The following is an 18933-nucleotide window of genomic DNA, read 5'->3' as shown; positions in this document are numbered from 1 at the left end:
ACCGGTTCGGCGGGCCGGGCCCCGGTGTTCCGCCCCGCCACGCGGCACCGGGGTCGTCCGGCCGTCCGGCCCGCCCGGGCCCTCAGCGCCCCGCGGGGGCGGAGCCGTCGGCGCACAGGCGCAGGGCCAGCTTCGGCAGACCGCGCAGCAGCTCCGGGTCGTTGGCGAGTTTGGCCAGGAGGACGGTGCCCTCCAGCTGGGCCACGATGGCGCGGGCCGTGGGGAGGGCGGCGGCCGGGTCGTCCGCGTCCAGGGCCGCGGCCACGAGCCCGGCCTGCTCCTCGAAGATCTCGTTCAGCCGCTCGCGGACCTCCGCCTCCCGTCCGCTGAGCTCCAGCGCGAGGTTGCCGAACAGGCAACCGCGCACCGAGCCCGTCCGCCGCTTGGCGTCCTCCTGCGCCTCACGCATGACGTCGAACAGCCGGGACAGCTGCTCGGCGAGTTCGGCGTCGGGGGCCAGCGCGGCCCGCCAGGCCACGCGCTCGTCCTCCCAGGTGGCGTCCACCGCGGCCAGGGTCAGCTCCTGTTTGGAGGCGAAGAAGTGGTAGAAGCTTCCCTTCTTCACCTCCGCGTGGGCGCAGATCTCCGCCACGCCCAGGGCGCCGTATCCGCGCTCGCGCAGCAGCTCTCCCGCGGTCTCCAGGAGCCGTTCCCGCGCGGTGCTGGTTCGTCCCATGGAGATCAGTATATGGCCGGTCAACTTTCCCGATGGGTGAACCGGGCTGGCAAATAGTTGACCGGTCGTCTATGTTCTTGACCGGGGCCCCGCCGGGCTCCGGCCACCCGCTCACAAGGGAGCTTCTTCAGCATGTCCGTACCTGTCCCCGCCGTTTCCGCCCCGGCCACGGTCGCCGTCGCCTACCACAGCGGCTACGGCCACACCGCCCGGCAAGCCGAGGCCGTCGCAGCCGGAGCCGCTTCGGTCGAGGGCGTCACCGCCCTCCGGCACGACGTGAGCGACCCTGATGACGCGCTGCTCGCCTCCCTGGACACCGCCGACGCGGTGATCTTCGGCTCGCCCACCTACATGGGCAGCACCTCCGCCGTCTTCCAGCGCTTCGCCGAGGCGACCGCGTCCCGCTGGCAGGAGCAACGCTGGTCCGGCAAGCTCGCCGCCGGCTTCACGAACTCCGCCGGCGTGAACGGCAACAAGGACAACACCCTGATGGCCCTCGCCGTCTTCGCCGCCCAGCACGGTATGACCTGGGTCCCGCTCGGCCTGCTGCCCGGCGGTGAGTACTCGGCCGCCGGGACGCCCGACGACCTCAACCGGCTCGCCGGCTTCACCGGTGCCATGGCCCAGTCACCGTCCGACGCCGGGCCCGAGGACGCCCCCCGCCCCGGTGACCTGCGCACCGCCGAGCACCTCGGCGCCCGCGTCGCCCGCGCCGCGCTCACGCTCGTCCACGGTCGCGCCGCCCTCGCCGAGCGGGTGCCCGCGTGACCGCCGCACGACCGGTGCCGCTCCCGGAAGGACTGCGGCTGCGGTACCCCATCGTGCAGGGGCCCTTCGGGGGCGGGCTGTCCACCGTCGCCCTCGCCGCCGCGGTCGCGGACGCCGGGGGGCTGGGCGGCTATGGCGCCCACATCCTCACGCCGGACGACATCACCGCCACCGTCAAGGCCCTCCACGCCGCCACCGACGGCCCCTTCGCCGTCAACCTGTGGGTGCCGCAGGAGGGCGAGGAGACCCGGCCGTCCGCCGCCGAGACCGCCCGCCACCTGGAGCGGCTCCGCCCCTACTACCGGGAACTCGGCATACCCGAACCGGATCTCGGGCCGGAGAGCGGGCCACCGGTGCCGGGGTTCGCCGAGCAGCTCGACGCCCTGCTGGCCGCCTCGCCGCCGGCGGTCAGCTTCGTGATGGGCGTGCCGCCGAGAGAGGCGGTGGACCGCGCGCGGCGACAGGGCACCGTCGTGATCGGCACCGCCACGACGGTGGCGGAGGCCGAGGCGCTGGAGGCCGGCGGGGTGGACGTCGTCGTCGCCTCCGGGGCCGACGCCGGTGGACACCGCGGTGCGTTCCTCAGGCCGCTGCGGGAGTCTCTGGTCGGCACGCTGGCCCTGGTCCCGCAGGTGGTCGACGCCGTGTCGCTGCCGGTGATCGCGGCCGGTGGCATCGGCGACGGACGCGGTGTCGCGGCGGCCCTCACCCTCGGGGCGAGCGCCGTCCAGATCGGCACCGGCTTCCTCGCGACCGACGAGGGCGGGGCGGCGGCCGCGCACCGTCGGCTCCTGGGCACGCCCGAGGCCCGCTCGACGGTGCTCACACGGCTGTTCTCCGGCCGTCACGCGCGGGGCATCCCCAACCGCGTCGTGCGGGAACTGGCCGACGCCGAGGACGCGGTTCCCGCTTACCCGGTGCAGAGCGAACTCATGCAGCCACTGCGACGGGCGGCGGCGGAGCGCGGGCGGCCGGAGCTCATGAGCCTGTGGGCGGGACAGGCCGCGGCGCTGGCCACCGGCGGTGGTGCGGCGGCGTATCTGGACCGCCTCGTGCGGGAGGCCGGGGAAGCCCTGGGGCGTCCGCTGTAGCGCCTGGGCGTCCAGGGCTGGCCCGGCCTCACCCGCGCCAGCCCTGGACGAGGCGGCGGCCCATGGCCGGACACCGGGCGGGGGAGGAAGGGTCGACGGGTGTCAGGAGAGGGCCTTGGCCAGGCGGCGGAGGCCCTCCTCGATCTCCTCGGGGGAGTGGGTGGTGAAGGACAGGCGCAGGGCGCTCGGGTCGGGCGGGCCGGTGAAGAACGGGGCGCCGGGCACGTAGGCGACCTCGTACTCGATCGCGGTGTGCAGGAGTTCGGCGGCGTCGCGGTCATCGGGCAGGGTCGCCCACACGAACATGCCGCCAGCGGGCCGGTTCCACCGGCTGCCCGCCGGGAGCGCGGCGGGCAGTCCGTCGAGGAGGGCGTCGCGGCGGGCCCGGTAGGCGTCGCGGACGGTCCGGACGTGCGCGTCCAGGTCGTTGTCGCGCAGATAGCGGGCGGCCACGGCCTGGTCGACGGTGGAGGTGTGGAGGTCGGCCGCCTGCTTGGCGATGACGCAGGGCTGGCGCAGCGGAGCGGGGGCGCGGAGATAGCCCAGGCGCAGTCCGGGGGCCATGAGCTTGGAGAAGGAGCCGAGGAGGATGACGCGGTCGGACGCGGCCGGGGAGGCGGCGATCCAGGGCACCGGCTCGCCGTCGTAGCGGAGTTCGCCGTAGGGGTCGTCCTCGACGATCCAGAGGCCGTGCCGGGCGGCGGTCTCGGCGACGGCGGTGCGGCGCGCGGCGGGGAGCGTGCGTCCGGTGGGGTTCGAGAAGGTGGGGACGAGGTAGAGCAGCCTGGCCGGCTCGCGGGCGGCGATCTCCTCCAGCGCCTCGGGGATGATGCCGTCGTCGTCGGTGGGGACGGGGACGACGCGGGCCTCGGCGAAGTCGAAGGTCTGGAGGGCGGCCACGTAACACGGGTCTTCGACGAGGACGACGTCACCGGGTTCGAGGGTGGCGGTGGTGACGACGTTCAGGGCCTGCTGGGAGCCCGTCGTGACCACGATCTCGTCCGCGCCGGTGGGCAGCGCGCGGGCGGTGAGGCGCCCGGCTATGACCTCGCGCAGGTCGGCGTCGCCCTCGGAGGTGGAGTACTGGAGGGCGCGGCGGGGCTGTTCGGTGAGAACGCGGTCGAAGGCGGCCCGGAGGCCGTCGACGTCGAACAGTTCCGGGGCGGGCAGCCCTCCGGCGAAGGAGATGACCTCGGGGCGTGCGGTGAGCGCGAGGAGGTCCCGGACGGGGGAGGAGGCGACGTTGGCGAGCCGGGAGGCGACTGCGGGCGGCGGGACGGCAGGCGACATGCCGCCAGCATATGGAGACGGGCTGTGCTGTCCAGCCAGTTGAATGCTCAATTCCCCTGAATCTGGGGCTGGTTGTTCGTGTTGGCGGGGCCCGCTGGCCCGGTTCGGGGTGGTCAGAGGCGATGGGCCGTGCCGGTGGGCGTGGTGCCCCGGGTGTCCAGGAGGAGCTGGGCCTTGGCGGCGAGCCCGGCCAGGTCGTAGGTGCGGTGCGGCTGGAGCAGGAGGGTGAGGTCGGCGGCCCCCGCGGTGTCGTAGAGGCTGTCGGCGCGGGGGATGGGGCGGCCGGCGACGCGCCACTGGTGGACGTGCGGGTCGTGGTAGCTGAGTTGGGCGCCGAGTTCGAGGAGCCGGGTGGCGATCTCGCGGGCGGGGGAGCCCGTCTCGTCGGGGAGGTCGGGCTTGTAGGTGACGCCGAGGAGGAGGACGCGGGCGCCGCGGGCCGACTTGCCGTGCTCGTTCAGCAGCGTCGTGGCCCGCTGGATGACGTACCGGGGCATGCGTTCGTTGACCTCGCGGGCCAGCTCGACGAGGCGCAGCGGGTGGCCGAGGGTGCGGCCTTGGCGGGCCAGGTAGTTGGGGTCGATGGGGGCGGTGTGGCCGCCGACGCCGGGGCCGGGCCGGAAGGGTGCGAAGCCGAAGGGCTTCGTCTCGGCGCAGCGGATGACGTCCCACAGGTCGACGTCCAGGTCGTGGCAGAGGATCGCCATCTCGTTGGCGAGGGCGATGTTGAGGTGGCGGTAGTTGACCTCCAGGAGGTGCGTCGTCTCGGCCTCGCGCAGCCCCCGTGCGCGGACGACCTTGTCGGTGAGGCGGCTGTAGACGGCGGCGGCGGCCTCGGTGCAGGCGGGGGTGTAGCCGCCGATGACGCGGGGGACGGCCGCGTAGCGGAACGCGCGGTTGCCGGGGTCCAGGCGGGCCGGGCAGACGGCCAGGTGGAAGTCCCGCCCCGCGCGGAGGCCGGAGCCCTCCTCGAGCAGGGCGCGGATCTCCGTCTCGGTCGTGCCCGGGTAGACGGCCGACTCGACGACGACCGTGGTGCGGGGGCGCAGGTGCGCGGAGAGCGTCGTGGCGGCGGCGCGGACGGCGCCCAGGTCGAGCACGCCGTCGCCGCCCAGTGGTGTCGGGGCGCACAGGAGGGCGGTGCGGACGCGGCCGAGGGCGGCCGGGTCGCCGGTGGGCCGGAAGCCGGTGGAGAGCATGCGGCGGATGTCGGCGGCGGTGAGGACACCGGGGTGCGGTGGACGGCCCGCGGCCAGGTCGGCGACGACGGCGGGGTCGGGGTCGTAGCCGAGGGTTCCGATGGACGCCGCTGTGGCCGCCTGGGCTGCGGGGAGGCCGAGATGGCCGAGGCCGAGAACGGCGAGATCTGCGGGCATGGCGACGAGTCCCTTCCCCTGATGTGTGTCCCCTGGCGGTCTGCATGACTCTGCATGATGAGCCGTTACGTCAGGTTAAGCGCATATATGACAGATATGGTGGATTGCGCGGGCTGTGGACAGTGCGAGGGTCAGCGTCGGTGCCATGGGGGAACATCGACGTGTAGGCCCCGGGACGGTGCGACACCACGGGAGGCAGCGGTGAGGACAGCGACGCTTGGGCCGGTCGAGAGGGCGGAGTCCCTCGCCCGGATGGCCGAACGAGAGCTGGACGTTCTGGTGGTGGGCGGCGGCATCGTCGGCGCGGGTGCGGCCCTGGACGCCGCCACGCGCGGGCTGTCCACCGGCATCGTCGAGGCGAGGGACTGGGCCTCGGGCACGTCCAGCCGGTCCAGCAAGCTCATCCACGGCGGCCTGAGATATCTGGAGATGCTGGACTTCGCGCTGGTCAGAGAGGCGCTGAAGGAGCGGGGGCTGCTGCTGGAGCGCATCGCGCCGCACCTGGTGAAGCCCGTACCGTTCCTGTACCCGTTGCAGCACAAGGGCTGGGAGCGGTGGTACGCGGGATCGGGCGTGGCCCTGTACGACGCGATGTCGGTGTCGTCCGGGCACGGTCGCGGGCTGCCCCTCCACCGGCACCTCAGCCGGCGCCGGGCGCTGCGGGTGGCCCCGTGCCTGCGCAAGGACGTGCTGGTGGGCGCGTTGCAGTACTACGACGCCCAGGTGGACGACGCGCGGTACGTGGCGGAGCTGGTGCGGACGGCGGCGTCCTACGGCGCCCTCGCGGCGAACCGGGCACGCGTCGTCGGCTTCCTGCGCGAGGGGGAACGCGTTGTCGGAGCCCGGGTCAGGGACGCCGAGCTGGGCGGGGAGTTCGAGGTACGGGCACAGCAGGTCATCAACGCCACCGGGGTGTGGACGGACGACACCCAGGGCCTGATCGCGGAGCGCGGCCAGTTCCACGTGCGGGCGTCCAAGGGCATCCACCTGGTCGTTCCGCGGGACCGGGTGAACTCCTCGACAGGGCTGATCCTGCGCACAGAGAAGAGCGTGCTGTTCGTCATCCCCTGGGGGCGGCACTGGATCATCGGTACGACGGACACCCGCTGGGAGCTGGACAAGGCGCATCCGGCCGCGTCCAGCGCCGACATCGACTACCTGCTGGAGCACGTCAACACCGTGTTGTCGACGCCGCTCACGCGGGACGACGTGGAGGGCGTGTACGCCGGCCTGCGGCCGCTGCTCGCGGGCGAGTCGGAGGCGACGAGCAAGCTGTCGCGGGAACACACCGTCGCCCACCCGGTGCCGGGCATGGTGGTCATCGCGGGCGGCAAGTACACGACGTACCGGGTGATGGCCAAGGACGCGGTGGACGAGGCCGTGCGCGGGCTGGACCACCGGGTGGCCGACTGCTGCACCGAGGACGTCCCGCTCGCCGGGGCCGAGGGCTACCACGCGCGGTGGAACGCCCGCGCCCGGATGGCCGCCCGGGCCGGGCTGCACGTGGCCCGGGTCGAGCATCTGCTGAACAGATACGGAACGCTGGCGGAAGAAGTCCTCGACCTGATCGCGGCGGACCCCCGGCTGGGCGAACCGCTGCCCGCCGCCGACGACTACCTCAAGGCCGAGATCGTCTACGCCTGTTCGCACGAGGGCGCCCGGCACCTGGACGACGTGCTCACGCGGCGCACGCGCATCTCCATCGAGACCTTCGACCGGGGCACGCGCAGCGCGCGGGAGTGCGCGGAGCTGATGGCCGAGGTTCTGGGCTGGGACGCGGAGCACGTGGAGCGCGAAGTCCGGCACTACGAGAAGCGGGTGGAGGCCGAACGCGAGTCCCAGCTCCAGCCCGACGACCAGACGGCGGACGCGGCGCGGCTCGGCGCCCCGGAGATCGTGGACGGCTGACGGGCGGCCCCGCGGCGCCCACGGCACGGGCCCCTGCGTCGGCCTGCGCTCGGCCCCTTGCGGCGGCCCGTCCCCTCGCGGCGGCCCGCCCCCTCGCGGCGGCCCGCGACGGCCTCGCTCCGGTCCTCGGTCACCACCACCCTTTCCCGTCGGGGCTGTTCCGTTCCCTCCCCGGGCATGGGGGACAATGAGGCGACTTGCTGGGCGGGCGATCGCGAGGGGAAGCATGGGCGAGGACGACGGCAGGACGGCCAGGGCCGACGCCGCCACCGGGGACACGGCCGCGGGCGCCGCCACCCGTGGGGAGGGCTCCGAGCGTAACGACGCCGTCGACGCCCGGCAGGTTGCCCGGAGCGCGGAGCCCGCGGCCAGGGGCACGGCAGCCAGGGGCACGGCCAACGGCGCTGACGGAGAGTCGGCGGCGGCCCCCGCCCACCCCCCGCCCGCCCCGGGCCGGGTGAGCGACGCGTCGGACACCGCGCGTGCTGAGGACGCCGGGGGCGCCGAGGACGCGGCGGGCGCTGACGACGCCTCGGGCGCGGACGACGCCGCGACGCCCGCCAAACCGGAGGCCGCGGCACCGGAGACGACGGAGGCCGCCGACGACGCCGAGCCCGACGCCCGGCCCGAGGCCGCCGACGAGGCGCCGGGGTCCGACGCCCCGTCGGGCCGGGAGCCGGAGGCGGCCAAGCCGGTCACCGCCGCGCCGGGGCGGGAGACGGGCCGGCTGCTCGCGGGCCGCTACCGCCTCGGCGGCGTGCAGGGCCGCGGCGGCATGGGCACCGTGTGGCGGGCGCGGGACGAGATCCTGGGCCGCACCGTCGCGGTGAAGGAGCTGCGCTTCCCCTCCGACATCGACGAGGACGAGAAGCGCCGCCTCATCACCCGCACCCTGCGCGAGGCGAAGGCCATCGCCCGCATCCGCAGCGGCAGTGCGGTCACCGTCTTCGACGTCGTCGACGAGGACGACCGCCCGTGGATCGTCATGGAGCTGGTCGAGGGCCGCTCCCTGGCCGACGTCATCCGCGAGGAGGGCCCGGTGACGCCGCGTCGGGCGGCCGAGATCGGCCTGGCCGTCCTGGGCGTCCTGCGCGCCGCGCACCGGGAGGGCATCGTCCACCGGGACGTGAAGCCGTCCAACGTGCTCATCGAGCAGGACACCGGCCGCGTCGTGCTGACGGACTTCGGCATCGCCAAGGTCGAGGGCGACCCATCGGTGACCTCCACCGGCATGCTCGTCGGCGCGCCCTCCTACATCTCCCCGGAGCGGGCGCGCGGCGGGCGCCCCGGCCCGCCCGCCGACATGTGGTCGCTGGGCGGCCTCCTCTACGCGGCCGTCGAGGGCACGCCGCCCTACGACAAGGGCTCGGCGATCGCCACGCTCACCGCCGTCATGACCGATCCGCTGGAACCGCCGCGCAACGCCGGTGAGCTGGAGGAGGTCATCTACGGGCTGCTGCTGAAGGACCCGGCCAAGCGGCTGGACGAGGCGGGGGCCCGCGCGCTGCTCCAGGCCGTGCTGGACGCCCCCGAGGAGCCCGGCCCCGCGGGGCCGGGCGGGACGCGGACGGTCGCGCTGCCCGCGGCCAAGCTGACGAAGGGCGAGCGGGCCTCCGGTGCCGCCGCCTCCGGCGCCCCTGCCGCCGCCGGGCGCGAGGAGACGAGCGCCGCCTCGGCCGGGAAGGGCGAGCCGAAGCGCCAGCCGCTCGCCGCGTTCGTCACCACGGCCGGCCGCTCGGGGGAGGGCGCGGGTGACGGCGGCTCACGGCGGCGGCCGTCCGGTGCCGTCATCGCGGCGATCGTCGTCGTCCTGGTCGGGGTGCTCGGCGCGGTGCTCGCCTTCACGCTCAACAGCGGCGACGGTGACGACCCGTCCGGCAAGGACGACGCGTCGTCGAGCGGCGTCACCTCCGGCGGCGACGGCGGCGGCTCCGGCGACGGTGGCACCGGCGGAGGGGACGGCAACACCGACGGCGAGAGCGGTTCCGAGGGAGGCGCCGGGGACGACGGTGCGAACGGCGGCGAGGACGCGGGCGGCACCGGCGATCCGGGCAGCGGCGAGGACGGGGGCGGCAACGACGAAGAGCCCGGCAACGGGCTGCCCGACGGCTACACCATGGTCACCGACGACCGCTTCCACTTCTCCATGGCCATGCCCGAGGGCTGGAGCCGCGTCGGCATAGCCGGCCGGAACTCCGGCGGGATCTACGCGGCCGAGAAGGGCGGCGTTCCCAGCGTCCAGGTCGACTACACCAGCAGCCCGACGGACAGCGCCATGTCGGCGTGGGAGCTGCTGGAGAAGGCGGTCAAGGGCAACTTCCGCGACTACTCGCTCGTCGGCATCGAGCCCGTCACGTGGCGGGACTACCCGACGGTCGCCGACTGGACGTACGAGCACACCCGCGACGGCCAGCGGCTGCGCTCGCTCAACCGCGGCTTCCGCGTGGACGCCGGACGCGGGCACGCCATCCTCATCACCTGCCGGGCCGACGCCTGGGACGGAGAGGAGTGCCGGACGCTGCGCGAGACGGCGTTCGCGACCTTCAAACCCGAGGAGAAGTAGAGGGGACGGGGAAGTGTACGGGGGTGGACAAGCGTGGGACGCGAGGGCCCGGGTGTGCGCCGGTTGCGCGGTCGCATGCTCCGCCGAGTGCGCCGAGGTGTCCCGCGGCGCCCCGACAGCACGTATCGTGAAAGGCCGGAGACCGTAAGCATCCGCAATCGGGCCGCCACGGAGCGCTTCTGACGGTCTCGGCGCGGTGTGGTCCGCCTGGTGGGGAGGCGTCGTGGACGAGTTCGCGGGTCGGCTGCTGGCCGGCCGCTACCGCCTGCCCCGGCCGTCGCCGGAGGACCACGAGCTGTGCGAGGCCGTCGCCTACGACACGGCCAGCGGTCAGGAGGTCCTCGTCCGCCAGGTGCCGCTGCCGGAGGTGGTGGACGCGGAGGTGCTCGGGGAGCCGGGCACCGCAGGCTGGCCGCGGTCGCGGGCGACGCGGGAGCCGGGCGACCCGGCGGTGCGCCGCGCCGTGGACGCGGCCCTGGCCGCCGCCCGGATACCCGACCACCCCCGGCTGGACCAGGTCTTCGACGTCTTCGTCGAGGACGACGGCCTGTGGATCGTCAGCGAACTCGTCGCGGGCCGGACGCTCGCCGCCGTCATCGCGGACGGCCCCCTGACCCCGCACCGGGCCGCCGAGATCGCGGCCGACCTGCTGGCGGGCCTCAGCGCCGTGCACACCTACGGCTGGACGCACCGGAACATCACCGCACGGTCCGTGCTCGTCTGCGACGACGGGCGCGCCCTGCTCACCGGCCTCGCCTCCGGAGCGGCGGAGGAGGCCCTGTGCGGGTACGACCCGCTGCCGACGGAAGGCCCGATGGCGCCGGACGTCGACGAGCCGTCGCCCGAACAGCCCGCCCGGGACAGTGGCCCCGGCCCCGGCCCCGGCTTCGAGCCCGAGGAGCGGCCCCGGCCGGAGCCCGAGCCGGAGCCGGAGCGTCGGCGCGCGCAGTACGGTCCCTGGGGCGGTGACAAGCCCGGGCCGGCCGCCCATCGCTCCCCACTCCCGCCGCTGCCGCCCGAGTACACCTACGCCGAAGCCGGACGGGACGCGGGCCATGACGACGTGCCGCACGACGCGTACGCCGAACACGACGCGTACGGCGTGCCGTACGGGGACGCCGACACCGCGCCGGACGTCTGGGGCGAGCCGGAGCCGGAGCCCTGGTCCGAGCCGGTGACGCCGGGCCGCTACCGGGGCCCGGAGACGGCACTGGCCGCCGAACGGGCCCGGCAGGCCCGGATGACGACGGTCGGCCCGGTGACCGAGCGCTGGGCGCCGGAGCAGGCCGGCCCCGTCCACGAGAACTGGCGGCTGGCGCCGCCCGTCGGCCCGGCGGCGGACCTGTGGGCCGTCGGCGCCCTGCTCTACCGTGCGGTGCAGGGGCACGCCCCCTATCCCGAGGACAGCGTGCCGGAGCTCGTGCAGATGGTGTGCGCGGAACCGCCCGCGTTCGCCGAGGAGTGCGGCCCGCTGCGTCCCGTCATCGAGTCGCTGCTGCGTCAGGACCCGACGGAGAGGCCGCAGTTCGAGGAGCTGTGCGGCTGGCTGCGTTCGCTTATCCGCTCGGCGCCCGAGCCGGACGCCGGCCGTAACCTCGTCACGGCGCACCCGTCGCTCACCTCCGGGCGCCGCACGGACCCGCGGCGGCTGCCCATCCTGCGGCTGCGGGGGGAGTTGGTGCGGCGCAGGCGGACGGAGAAGCGGCCGGTGCCGGTGCCGAGGTCGCGCCACCGGGGCGGCCGGTCCCGGCGGCCCCGCAGCCCGCGTCGGCTGGGGCTGCTGCTGCTCGGTGCCGTGCTGCTGGGGCTGGTCTCGGCCGTCACCGCGGCGGCGCTGCTGATGCCGCCCGCCGACCCGTCCGACCGGAACCGGCCCGGCTCGGTCGGCGAGGTGCCGGGCGAGCGGCCCCGGGAGGAGCAGGACCCGCCGCCGGGCTCGCCGGAGCCGGGCGCCTCGGAGGACGCCGAGCCGCCGGAGGAGGAGCCCGAGCCGGGGCAGTCGTCGGAGACGCCGCAGTCCGGGGAGCCGGACGGCGAGGAGCAGGCCGTGCCGGACGGCTACGTCCTCCACCGCGATCCGGCCGGGTTCCAGATCGCCGTGCCGGAGGGATGGACGCGGGGGCGTACGAGCAACGGGCAGGTCCGGTTCAGCCAGGGCGCGCTGCAACTGGTCGTCGTGCCCGGCCGGGACGGGACGGGGACGTACGGGACGGACCCGCGCGAGTACCAGCTCGCCGATGAGCCCGAGCTCGCCGACTACCGCGAGTCCACCGCCTGGAAGACGGTGAGTGGGGTCCGCAGCATCACCGTAGGCGACACGGCGATGGCGGAGGGCGAGTTCGTCTGGGAGTCGGGCGGGCGGCGGACGCTCGTGCGCAACCGGGCGATGCTGCTGGGGTCCAAGTACCACGTCGTGCTGGTGCGGGGCCCCGAGGACCGCCGGGCCGAGATCGACGCGCACTTCTCCCAGGTCGTCGACACGTACCGCGCCACGGGCTGACCGGCTGCGACGCCCTTGGCCGCCGGGCCGCCGACGCCCTTGGGCGCTGGGCCGCCGACGCCCTTGGTCGCCGGTCGGCCAGGCCGCCGTGACGCGGCACTCGCCCCGCCGGGACGGCGCGTCCGGCCTCGCTCGGACGGGTGAACGATTCACGCCAGTGATTACTGGCAGATTTTGCAAAAACAGTGTTACCGCCGGGTACCCAATCGCTTTCCCGGGCCGTACCCTCCCCTCTATGACGGACTCCCAGCACAGGAACCCGGTCGCCGCTGCGCCCGCCGGCGCCCGTGGCGCCGCCGACGTCGTCACCCCGGAACTCCTCGCCCGCCTCACCCGCGACGTCCGCGGCTCCGGCCGCACCGCGTCGCACACCCCGCTCACCGGCGACCGCCTGGCCGAGCTGCCGGAGTCCACCCCCGAGGACGTCGCCACCGCCTTCGAGCGGGCCCGCGCGGCCCAGCGCGCCTGGGCGGCCCGGCCCGCCCGTGAGCGCGCGGCCGTGCTGCTCCGCTTCCACGACTCCCTCCTCCGCCGCCAGGCCGAGGTCCTCGACCTCATCCAGCTGGAGACGGGCAAGGCGCGGCTGCACGCCCACGAGGAGATCCAGGCCGTCTGCCTGGCCGCCCGGCACTACGGCCGCAAGGCCCCCGCCTACCTGGCGCCCAAGCGCCACGCCGGCGCCGTCCCGCTGCTGACCCGGACCCGGCAGCTGCGCCAGCCGCGCGGTGTCGTCGGCATGATCTCGCCGTGGAACTACCCGCTGGAGCTGAGCGTCGGCGACGCGTTGCCCGCCTTCGCCGCGGGCAACGCGGTCGTCATGAAACCGGACACCGAGACCGCGCTCACGGCCCTGTGGGCCCGGGACCTCATGGTCGAGGCCGGCATGCCCGCCGACGTCTGGCAGATCGTGATCGGCGAGGGACCCGTCGTCGGCCCCGCCGTCGTCGAGCGCGCCGACTACGTCTCCTTCACCGGCTCCACCCGCACCGGCCGCGAGGTCGCCCAGCGCGCCGCGGCCCGGCTCGTGGGCAGCACGCTGGAGCTGGGCGGCAAGAACGCCATGATCGTCCTGCCCGACGCCGACCTCGACAAGGCCGCCGCCGGGGCCACCCGCGCCTGCTTCTCCTCGGCCGGCCAGCTGTGCATCTCGATCGAGCGCCTCTACGTGCACGCCTCCGTAGCCGACTCCTTCGTGGAGAAGTTCGTCGCCCGCACCCGGGCCATGCGGCTCGGCGCCTCCCTCTCCTTCGGCGCCGACATGGGCTCGCTCGTCTCCGAGGCGCAGCTGGGGACCGTCTCCCGGCACGTCGACGAGGCCGTGGCCAAGGGCGCCACCGTCCTCGCCGGCGGGACCGCCCGCCCGGACATCGGCCCGCTGTTCTACGAGCCGACCATCCTCGAGGGCGTCCAGGAGCCCATGAGCGTCTGCACCGAGGAGACCTTCGGCCCCGTCGTCTCCATCTACCGCTACTCCGATCCGGACGAGGCGGTCGCCCAGGCCAACGCCACCCCGTACGGCCTGAACTCCAGCGTCTGGTCCCGCAGCGCCCGCTCGGCCTGGGACGTCGCCGCCCGGCTGCGTACCGGCACCGTCAACATCAACGAGGGGTTCGCCCCCGCCTACGGCAGCGTGCAGGCACCGATGGGCGGCATGGGCGACTCCGGGCTCGGCCGCCGCCACGGCTCCGAGGGCATCCTCAAGTTCACCGAGGCCCAGACCATCTCCCAGCAGCGTCTGCTCCCGATGGCGCCCTCCCTGGGCATGTCCGACGCCCAGTACGCGGCCTTCATGTCCCGCTCCCTGAAGGCCCTCAAGGCGCTCCGCTTCCGCTGAGCCCCCGTTCCCGAGCCGTCGTCCCCCCTCTTCCGCCTCTTCCGCCTCGGAGGTACCCGTGTCCCAGGACGAGTCCGTCCGCACGCCGTCCCCGTCCTCGTCGTCCGCCGACGACGGTTACGACTACGACGTCATCGTCGTCGGCTCCGGCTTCGGCGGCTCCGTCACCGCGCTGCGGCTCTCCGAGAAGGGCTACCGCGTCGGCGTCCTCGAAGCCGGACGCCGCTTCGACCGGGAGACGCTCCCGAAGAACTCCTGGGACATGAAGAACTACCTGTGGGCCCCGGCCCTCGGGCTGTACGGCATCCAGCGCATCCACCTGCTCAGCAACGTCATGATCCTGGCCGGAGCCGGGGTCGGCGGCGGCTCCCTCAACTACGCCAACACCCTCTACGTGCCGCCGCCCGCCTTCTTCCAGGACCGCCAGTGGGGCCACATCACCGACTGGCAGGACGAGCTGAAGCCCTACTACGACCAGGCCAAGCGCATGCTCGGCGTCCGGCTCAACCCGACCATGACGCCGTCCGACGTCCACCTCAAGGCCGCCGCCGACCGCATGGGCTGCGGCGACACCTTCCACATGGCCCCCGTCGGCGTCTTCTTCGGTGACGGCGAGGACGCCGACGGCGCCGCCAAGGCCAAGCCCGGCGAGACCGTCCCCGACCCCTACTTCGGCGGCGTCGGCCCCTCCCGCACGGCCTGCACCGAGTGCGGCGAGTGCATGACGGGCTGCCGACACGGCGCCAAGAACACCCTCAACGAGAACTACCTCCACCTCGCGCAGCGGGCCGGAGCCGTCGTCCACCCCATGACGACCGTCACCGCCGTCACCGAGGACGGGGAGGGCGGCCACGCCGTCACCGTCGTCCCCACCGACCAGCGTCGCCGCCGCAAGGCCAAGCCGCGCGTCCTGCGCGCCCGCCAGGTCGTCATCGCCGCCGGTACCTACGGCACCCAGACCCTGCTCCACCGCATGCGCGACGAGGGCCTCCTGCCCCGCCTCTCGCACCGCCTCGGCGAACTCACCCGCACCAACTCCGAGGGGCTCGTCGGCGCCCAGACCGCCGGCATGCGCTACCGCAGGAAGTGGGGCAAGGACGCCACCCTCGACTTCACCCGCGGCGTCGCCATCACCTCCTCCGTCCACCCCGACGCCAACACCCACATCGAGCCCGTCCGCTACGGCAAGGGCTCCAACGCCATGGGCTTCATGACGACCCTGGCCGTCCGGCACAACTCCCGGCTGCCGCGCGCGCTCGGGCACGTCCTGACGTACCTCAAGCACCCCTCGCAGGCCGTGCGCTCGCTGTCCAACTACAAGTGGTCCGAGCGGGTGATCATCGGCCTCGTCATGCAGTCCCTGGACAACTCCCTGACGACGTACCGGAAGAAGAAGGGCCTCGGGAAGGGTCTGCTCACCGCCCGGCAGGGCCACGGCGCGCCCAACCCCCTCCACATCCCCGAAGGCGCCGAAGCCTGCCGCCTCCTGGCCGACGAGATCAACGGCTTCGCCGGTACCAACGTCGGCGAGGTCATGGGCACACCGCTCACCGCCCACTTCCTCGGCGGCTGCCCCATCGGGGAGGACGCCGACCACGGCGTCATCGACCCCTACCACCGCCTCTACGGCCACCCCGGCATCTCCGTCGTCGACGGCGCCGCCGTCTCGGCCAACCTCGGCGTCAACCCGTCGCTCACCATCACCGCGCAGGCGGAACGCGCCATGTCCCTGTGGCCCAACAAGGGCGAGGCCGACCCGCGCCCCGAACAGGGCGCCGCCTACACCCGGATCACCCCCGTAGCCCCCCAGGCCCCCGCCGTCCCCGACTCCGCGTTCGCGGCCCTGCGCCTGCCCGTCCTGCCCGTCCCCACGGTGCCCCCGAAGGCCCCCGCCTCCGGCACCGACTGACGCGGCGTCGCACGCGGCCTCGGGTGCCGGGGCCGCGTCCGACGCGGAGTCCTACCGTTGCGGGAGCCGCTGCTCACGGCTGACCGGCGGCTTCGCGGAGACGGCCTGCTCAGGGAACGGGACGCGCAGGGCGTCCTGGCGCATGCCCTGCCGGAGGAGTTCCTGGAACACGGCGTCGGCGTGCGTGGTGCTGACGGTGATGTACTGCCCGTCCCGGCTGACCATCTCGATGCCCGGGCCGGGCTCGACGACGATGTTCTTCCGCGACATCCGCCACCGGTTCGACCGGCTGAACTCCGCCTTGCCGATGTAGGCGATGGCACCCACGGGGACGTTGACCTTCTTCTGTCCGGTCGAGACCCGCAGCACGCCGTCCTTCAGCTCCATCCGCGCGGCGGCCATGTAGTAGGCGATGCCCCCGACGAACAGGACGCCCAGCAAACCCGCCAGCACTGCCCACAGCCAGACCGAGCCGCCCTCGGCGTCGGCCATCGCGCCTCCGATGCCGCCGAACGCCGCACCGCCGAACAGGCCCAGCGGCCCCGCTTGCAGCCACACGGTCCGCGGGTGGTGCGCCCACTCGAACCTGCCTTCGGACACCTCACCGTTTATGCGTACGTACGTGTTGTCCTGCGCCATGCTTCGCCTCCCCGTGCTCGCACATTCCGGCCATGTGGCCGGAACTCCCCTGCTCAGGGGTACGGCCAAGCCTAGGCACGGCAGGCGCTCGCCTCGTGAAGGGGGTGCGGCGTGCGGAGTTCACGCCCGGAGCACGGCAACCGCGCCGCCTGCCCGCACTGTCCACCCCTCGACCCCAACCCCGGAACGCGCTGGGCCCCGGCCTCCCAACGACGGAGAACCGGGGCCCAGCGGCCGTCTGCTGCGGCCTGATGCTCGCCTGAGGCTCAGGCGGCGGCGTCGGCGTCCTTGCGGCGACGGACGACGAACATGGCACCGCCACCGAGGGCGATGGCCGCGGCACCCGCGATGGCGAACATCGGCAGGTTGGAGTCCGACCCCGTCTCGGCGAGCTTGCCGGTCGGCAGCTCCTCCACGCCGCCCTGCGGGGCGGGACGGTTCTTGGGCTCCTTGTCCTTGTCCTTGTTCTCCTTGGCCTCGCCCGGGTCCTTGACCTCCGTGCCGGGCGTGACGACATCGAAGTCGTACCAGGCGTACGAGGAGCTGATGCACTCCTGGCCGTTGACCTCGGTGACGTAGTCACCGACGCTGAGCGCGTAGCTCATGCCGGCCGGGGCGTCCTTGTCGATCATGACGCGCAGCTCGGCCTCGACGAAGCTGTTGCCGGGCAGCACCTCGGTGCCACCGAAGTAACCCCCGGCGAACACGTCGTCGCCCAGGTTCTTCCACTGACCGTCGTCCGGCGTCTTGTACTGGAGCGTGACGTGCGGGCTGAGGAACTTGTCCTCGTCCAGCTCGTAGTTCTCGACCTCGGCCCAGAAGGCGACGTCCTTGATCTCGACGTCGGTGGTGTTGGCGATCTGCATGGAGAAGTTGTGCCAACCGCTGCCGGCGACGATCGTGCCCGGCAGGCCGCTGATCGTCGTCTCCAGCGCGGTGTCGACGTACTCCTCGTCGACGAGCTCGCACCACTCCAGCTCCCCGCCGGGGAGGGCGTCCTCGTCCTCGTCCTTGGACTCTTCCTCGTCCTTGGACTCGTCCTCGTCATCCGACGCGTTCTCGTCGTCGGAGGTGTCGTTCTCGTCCTCGTCCGAGGTGTTCTCGTCGTCGGACGTGTTCTCGTCCTCGTCCGAGGTGGTGTCCTCGTCCGAGGTGGTGTTCTCGTCCTCGTCCGAGGCGTTCTTGTCCTCGTCCGAGGCGCCGCCCTCGTCGCCCGAGGTGCCCTCGCCCTCCGAGCCCTCGGTCGTGGTCTCCTCGGTCTCGTCCGCTGCCGGGTCCGTCTCGGTCTGCGAGGTGCCCTCGCCCGTGCCGCCGGTGTTCTCGTCGGCGTAGGCGGGCGACGCTGCCAGAAGCGCGGCGGGAGCAATGACAGCCGTGGCGGCGGCAGCCGCTACTGCACGGCGAATACGCATGTGTGACCTCTTCGATGGTCGTCGCAAAGAAAGCGTCAATGGGTGCCGGCGCGCCGGTGATACGTGACCGCGCTGCTCGGGCAGGACGACAGTAGAGCCGCCCAAACTGCCTGTCAGCAGGTAATTCCCTGTTCCGGGCGGCGGCTGGGGCGGGTAGGTGTAGGCAAAAGCGACACGCCGGGGCAGTTGCCCACGCGGCTGGCTTTTCTGTGTGACTCATCTCACGTGTGCGAGTCGAGAAGCCGTGTCCCTACCGTTATCGAGCGCCGTACAACCTTTTCCGAGTGCGACTACGCGCGGGGTGTCGCCGTCCGCTCGCTCCCCGAGTTCGAACCAGACCACCTTGCCGCCGAGGCGCCGGTGCGGGTCGTGGAGTGGCCAGCCCCAGGCCGCCGCGCACAGGTCGAGGATGCGCAGTCCTCGCCCGCCCTCGCCCTCCCCGCCCCCGGTGGCGACGCGGGGGTCGGTGCTGCTGACGTCGCACGTGCTGACCCGCAGGCACCGGCGTGCGGGCTCCCATTGTGCCCGTACGGTGATCGGCCCCTTGGTGTACCGGTGTGCGTTGGTCACGACCTCGCTGGTCAACAGCTCTGCCGGGTCGGCGAGTTCGTCAAGGCCGTACGTGCTCAACGTCGTGCGCACGTGGCTGCTGCGCGCGATGGTGCACACATGTCCGAGGTGGCTTGGCGGAAGTCTTCCTTCTGTGCCGAGGCAAGCAACTGCGTAGAGGTAGGAGGCGGGGAGGACGGACACATCGTCGTACGGGAGTCCACGAAGGGCGAGCGCGTGCTCCACACCTCCCGTGAGCGGTTCCGCGTGCTGCTCGCAGCCGTGCGGCAGGGCCGCCTCGGCGCGTAGCCAGCCAGTGCCGAAGGCGTCGGCATACGAGCGGTGAAGGGGGGTCGGTGTTCGTCTGACTGGGACGGTCCGTGGGCCGGCCGGGCTGTCCGGAACGCAACTACTCACT

The 18933-nt window shown here is 73.6% G+C and carries 14 protein-coding genes; 8 read left to right on the top strand and 6 right to left on the bottom strand.

Going from position 1 to position 18933, the window contains the following annotated elements:
* Nucleotides 1-82: 82 nt before the first annotated feature.
* Nucleotides 83-676, bottom strand: coding sequence for a TetR/AcrR family transcriptional regulator (locus HPT28_RS07905; RefSeq protein WP_219090241.1), 594 nt, complete (start codon nucleotides 674-676; stop codon nucleotides 83-85).
* A gap of 132 nt (nucleotides 677-808) precedes the next feature.
* On the opposite strand from HPT28_RS07905, the gene HPT28_RS07900 reads away from it, so the two are divergent.
* Nucleotides 809-1444 carry a flavodoxin family protein gene (locus tag HPT28_RS07900; RefSeq protein ID WP_219090240.1) on the top strand — a complete coding sequence of 212 codons (636 nt, stop codon included), beginning with the start codon at nucleotides 809-811 and terminating at the stop codon, nucleotides 1442-1444.
* Nucleotides 1441-2535, top strand: a complete 1095-nt coding sequence (locus HPT28_RS07895) for a nitronate monooxygenase family protein (protein ID WP_219090239.1) — start codon at nucleotides 1441-1443, stop codon at nucleotides 2533-2535. The genes HPT28_RS07900 and HPT28_RS07895 overlap by 4 nt, the downstream gene beginning before the upstream one ends.
* A 102-nt stretch (nucleotides 2536-2637) precedes the next feature.
* On the opposite strand, the gene HPT28_RS07890 is transcribed toward HPT28_RS07895, so the two are convergent.
* Together HPT28_RS07890 and HPT28_RS07885 are read right to left on the bottom strand one after the other, a co-directional pair.
* Nucleotides 2638-3825, bottom strand: a complete 1188-nt coding sequence (locus HPT28_RS07890) for a PLP-dependent aminotransferase family protein (protein WP_219090238.1) — start codon at nucleotides 3823-3825, stop codon at nucleotides 2638-2640.
* Nucleotides 3826-3938: 113 nt separating this feature from the next.
* Nucleotides 3939-5201 carry a nucleotide sugar dehydrogenase gene (locus HPT28_RS07885; protein WP_219090237.1) on the bottom strand — a complete coding sequence of 421 codons (1263 nt, stop codon included), beginning with the start codon at nucleotides 5199-5201 and terminating at the stop codon, nucleotides 3939-3941.
* Nucleotides 5202-5402: 201 nt separating this feature from the next.
* Here HPT28_RS07885 and HPT28_RS07880 point away from each other — a divergent pair, with 201 nt between their 5' ends.
* From HPT28_RS07880 to HPT28_RS07860, 5 genes are all read left to right on the top strand, one after another.
* Nucleotides 5403-7109, top strand: coding sequence for a glycerol-3-phosphate dehydrogenase/oxidase (locus tag HPT28_RS07880; RefSeq protein ID WP_219090236.1), 1707 nt, complete (start codon nucleotides 5403-5405; stop codon nucleotides 7107-7109).
* Nucleotides 7110-7335: 226 nt separating this feature from the next.
* Complete coding sequence (locus tag HPT28_RS07875) at nucleotides 7336-9672, top strand: serine/threonine-protein kinase (protein ID WP_219090235.1); 2337 nt, start codon at nucleotides 7336-7338, stop codon at nucleotides 9670-9672.
* Between the two features lie 223 nt (nucleotides 9673-9895).
* Nucleotides 9896-12172, top strand: coding sequence for a serine/threonine protein kinase (locus HPT28_RS07870; protein ID WP_219090234.1), 2277 nt, complete (start codon nucleotides 9896-9898; stop codon nucleotides 12170-12172).
* 235 nt (nucleotides 12173-12407) lie between these two features.
* Entirely contained in the window at nucleotides 12408-14006 is a 1599-nt protein-coding gene (locus HPT28_RS07865; RefSeq protein ID WP_219090233.1) for a succinic semialdehyde dehydrogenase, read from the top strand.
* 58 nt (nucleotides 14007-14064) lie between these two features.
* Nucleotides 14065-15915, top strand: a complete 1851-nt coding sequence (locus HPT28_RS07860) for a GMC family oxidoreductase N-terminal domain-containing protein (RefSeq protein ID WP_219090232.1) — start codon at nucleotides 14065-14067, stop codon at nucleotides 15913-15915.
* 51 nt (nucleotides 15916-15966) lie between these two features.
* Here the strand turns inward: HPT28_RS07860 and HPT28_RS07855 are convergent, their stop codons facing one another.
* The 3 genes from HPT28_RS07855 to HPT28_RS07845 all read right to left on the bottom strand — a co-directional run bounded on the left by HPT28_RS07855 (nucleotide 15967) and on the right by HPT28_RS07845 (nucleotide 18635).
* Complete coding sequence (locus HPT28_RS07855; protein WP_219090231.1) at nucleotides 15967-16554, bottom strand: hypothetical protein; 588 nt, start codon at nucleotides 16552-16554, stop codon at nucleotides 15967-15969.
* A 266-nt stretch (nucleotides 16555-16820) separates the two neighbouring features.
* The gene (locus tag HPT28_RS07850) at nucleotides 16821-17966 is read right to left on the bottom strand and encodes an LAETG motif-containing sortase-dependent surface protein (RefSeq protein WP_219090230.1); all 1146 of its coding nucleotides are present in this window, start codon (nucleotides 17964-17966) and stop codon (nucleotides 16821-16823) included.
* 216 nt (nucleotides 17967-18182) lie between these two features.
* On the bottom strand, nucleotides 18183-18635 hold the full coding sequence (locus HPT28_RS07845; protein ID WP_219090229.1) for an ATP-binding protein: 453 nt from the start codon (nucleotides 18633-18635) through the stop codon (nucleotides 18183-18185).
* On the opposite strand from HPT28_RS07845, the gene HPT28_RS07840 reads away from it, so the two are divergent.
* The gene (locus HPT28_RS07840) at nucleotides 18636-18824 is read left to right on the top strand and encodes a DUF397 domain-containing protein (protein WP_219090228.1); all 189 of its coding nucleotides are present in this window, start codon (nucleotides 18636-18638) and stop codon (nucleotides 18822-18824) included.
* Nucleotides 18825-18933 lie beyond the last annotated feature (109 nt).

It is taken from the genome of Streptomyces sp. JJ38 (assembly GCF_019303475.1).
Lineage (GTDB): Bacteria > Actinomycetota > Actinomycetes > Streptomycetales > Streptomycetaceae > Streptomyces.
The sequence above is the reverse complement of the archived record's forward strand: the minus strand, read 5'-3'. Positions and strand labels throughout refer to the sequence as shown.

Bases quoted from the DNA above. Each gene is read 5' to 3' on its own strand.
- HPT28_RS07885 (WP_219090237.1), bottom strand. From the start codon at position 5,201: ATGCCCGCAGATCTCGCCGTTCTCGGCCTCGGCCATCTCGGCCTCCCC.
- HPT28_RS07905 (WP_219090241.1), bottom strand. From the start codon at position 676: ATGGGACGAACCAGCACCGCGCGGGAACGGCTCCTGGAGACCGCGGGA.
- HPT28_RS07865 (WP_219090233.1), top strand. From the start codon at position 12,408: ATGACGGACTCCCAGCACAGGAACCCGGTCGCCGCTGCGCCCGCCGGC.
- HPT28_RS07840 (WP_219090228.1), top strand. From the start codon at position 18,636: ATGTCCGAGGTGGCTTGGCGGAAGTCTTCCTTCTGTGCCGAGGCAAGC.
- HPT28_RS07900 (WP_219090240.1), top strand. From the start codon at position 809: ATGTCCGTACCTGTCCCCGCCGTTTCCGCCCCGGCCACGGTCGCCGTC.
- HPT28_RS07850 (WP_219090230.1), bottom strand. From the start codon at position 17,966: ATGCGTATTCGCCGTGCAGTAGCGGCTGCCGCCGCCACGGCTGTCATT.
- HPT28_RS07855 (WP_219090231.1), bottom strand. From the start codon at position 16,554: ATGGCGCAGGACAACACGTACGTACGCATAAACGGTGAGGTGTCCGAA.
- HPT28_RS07890 (WP_219090238.1), bottom strand. From the start codon at position 3,825: ATGTCGCCTGCCGTCCCGCCGCCCGCAGTCGCCTCCCGGCTCGCCAAC.
- HPT28_RS07875 (WP_219090235.1), top strand. From the start codon at position 7,336: ATGGGCGAGGACGACGGCAGGACGGCCAGGGCCGACGCCGCCACCGGG.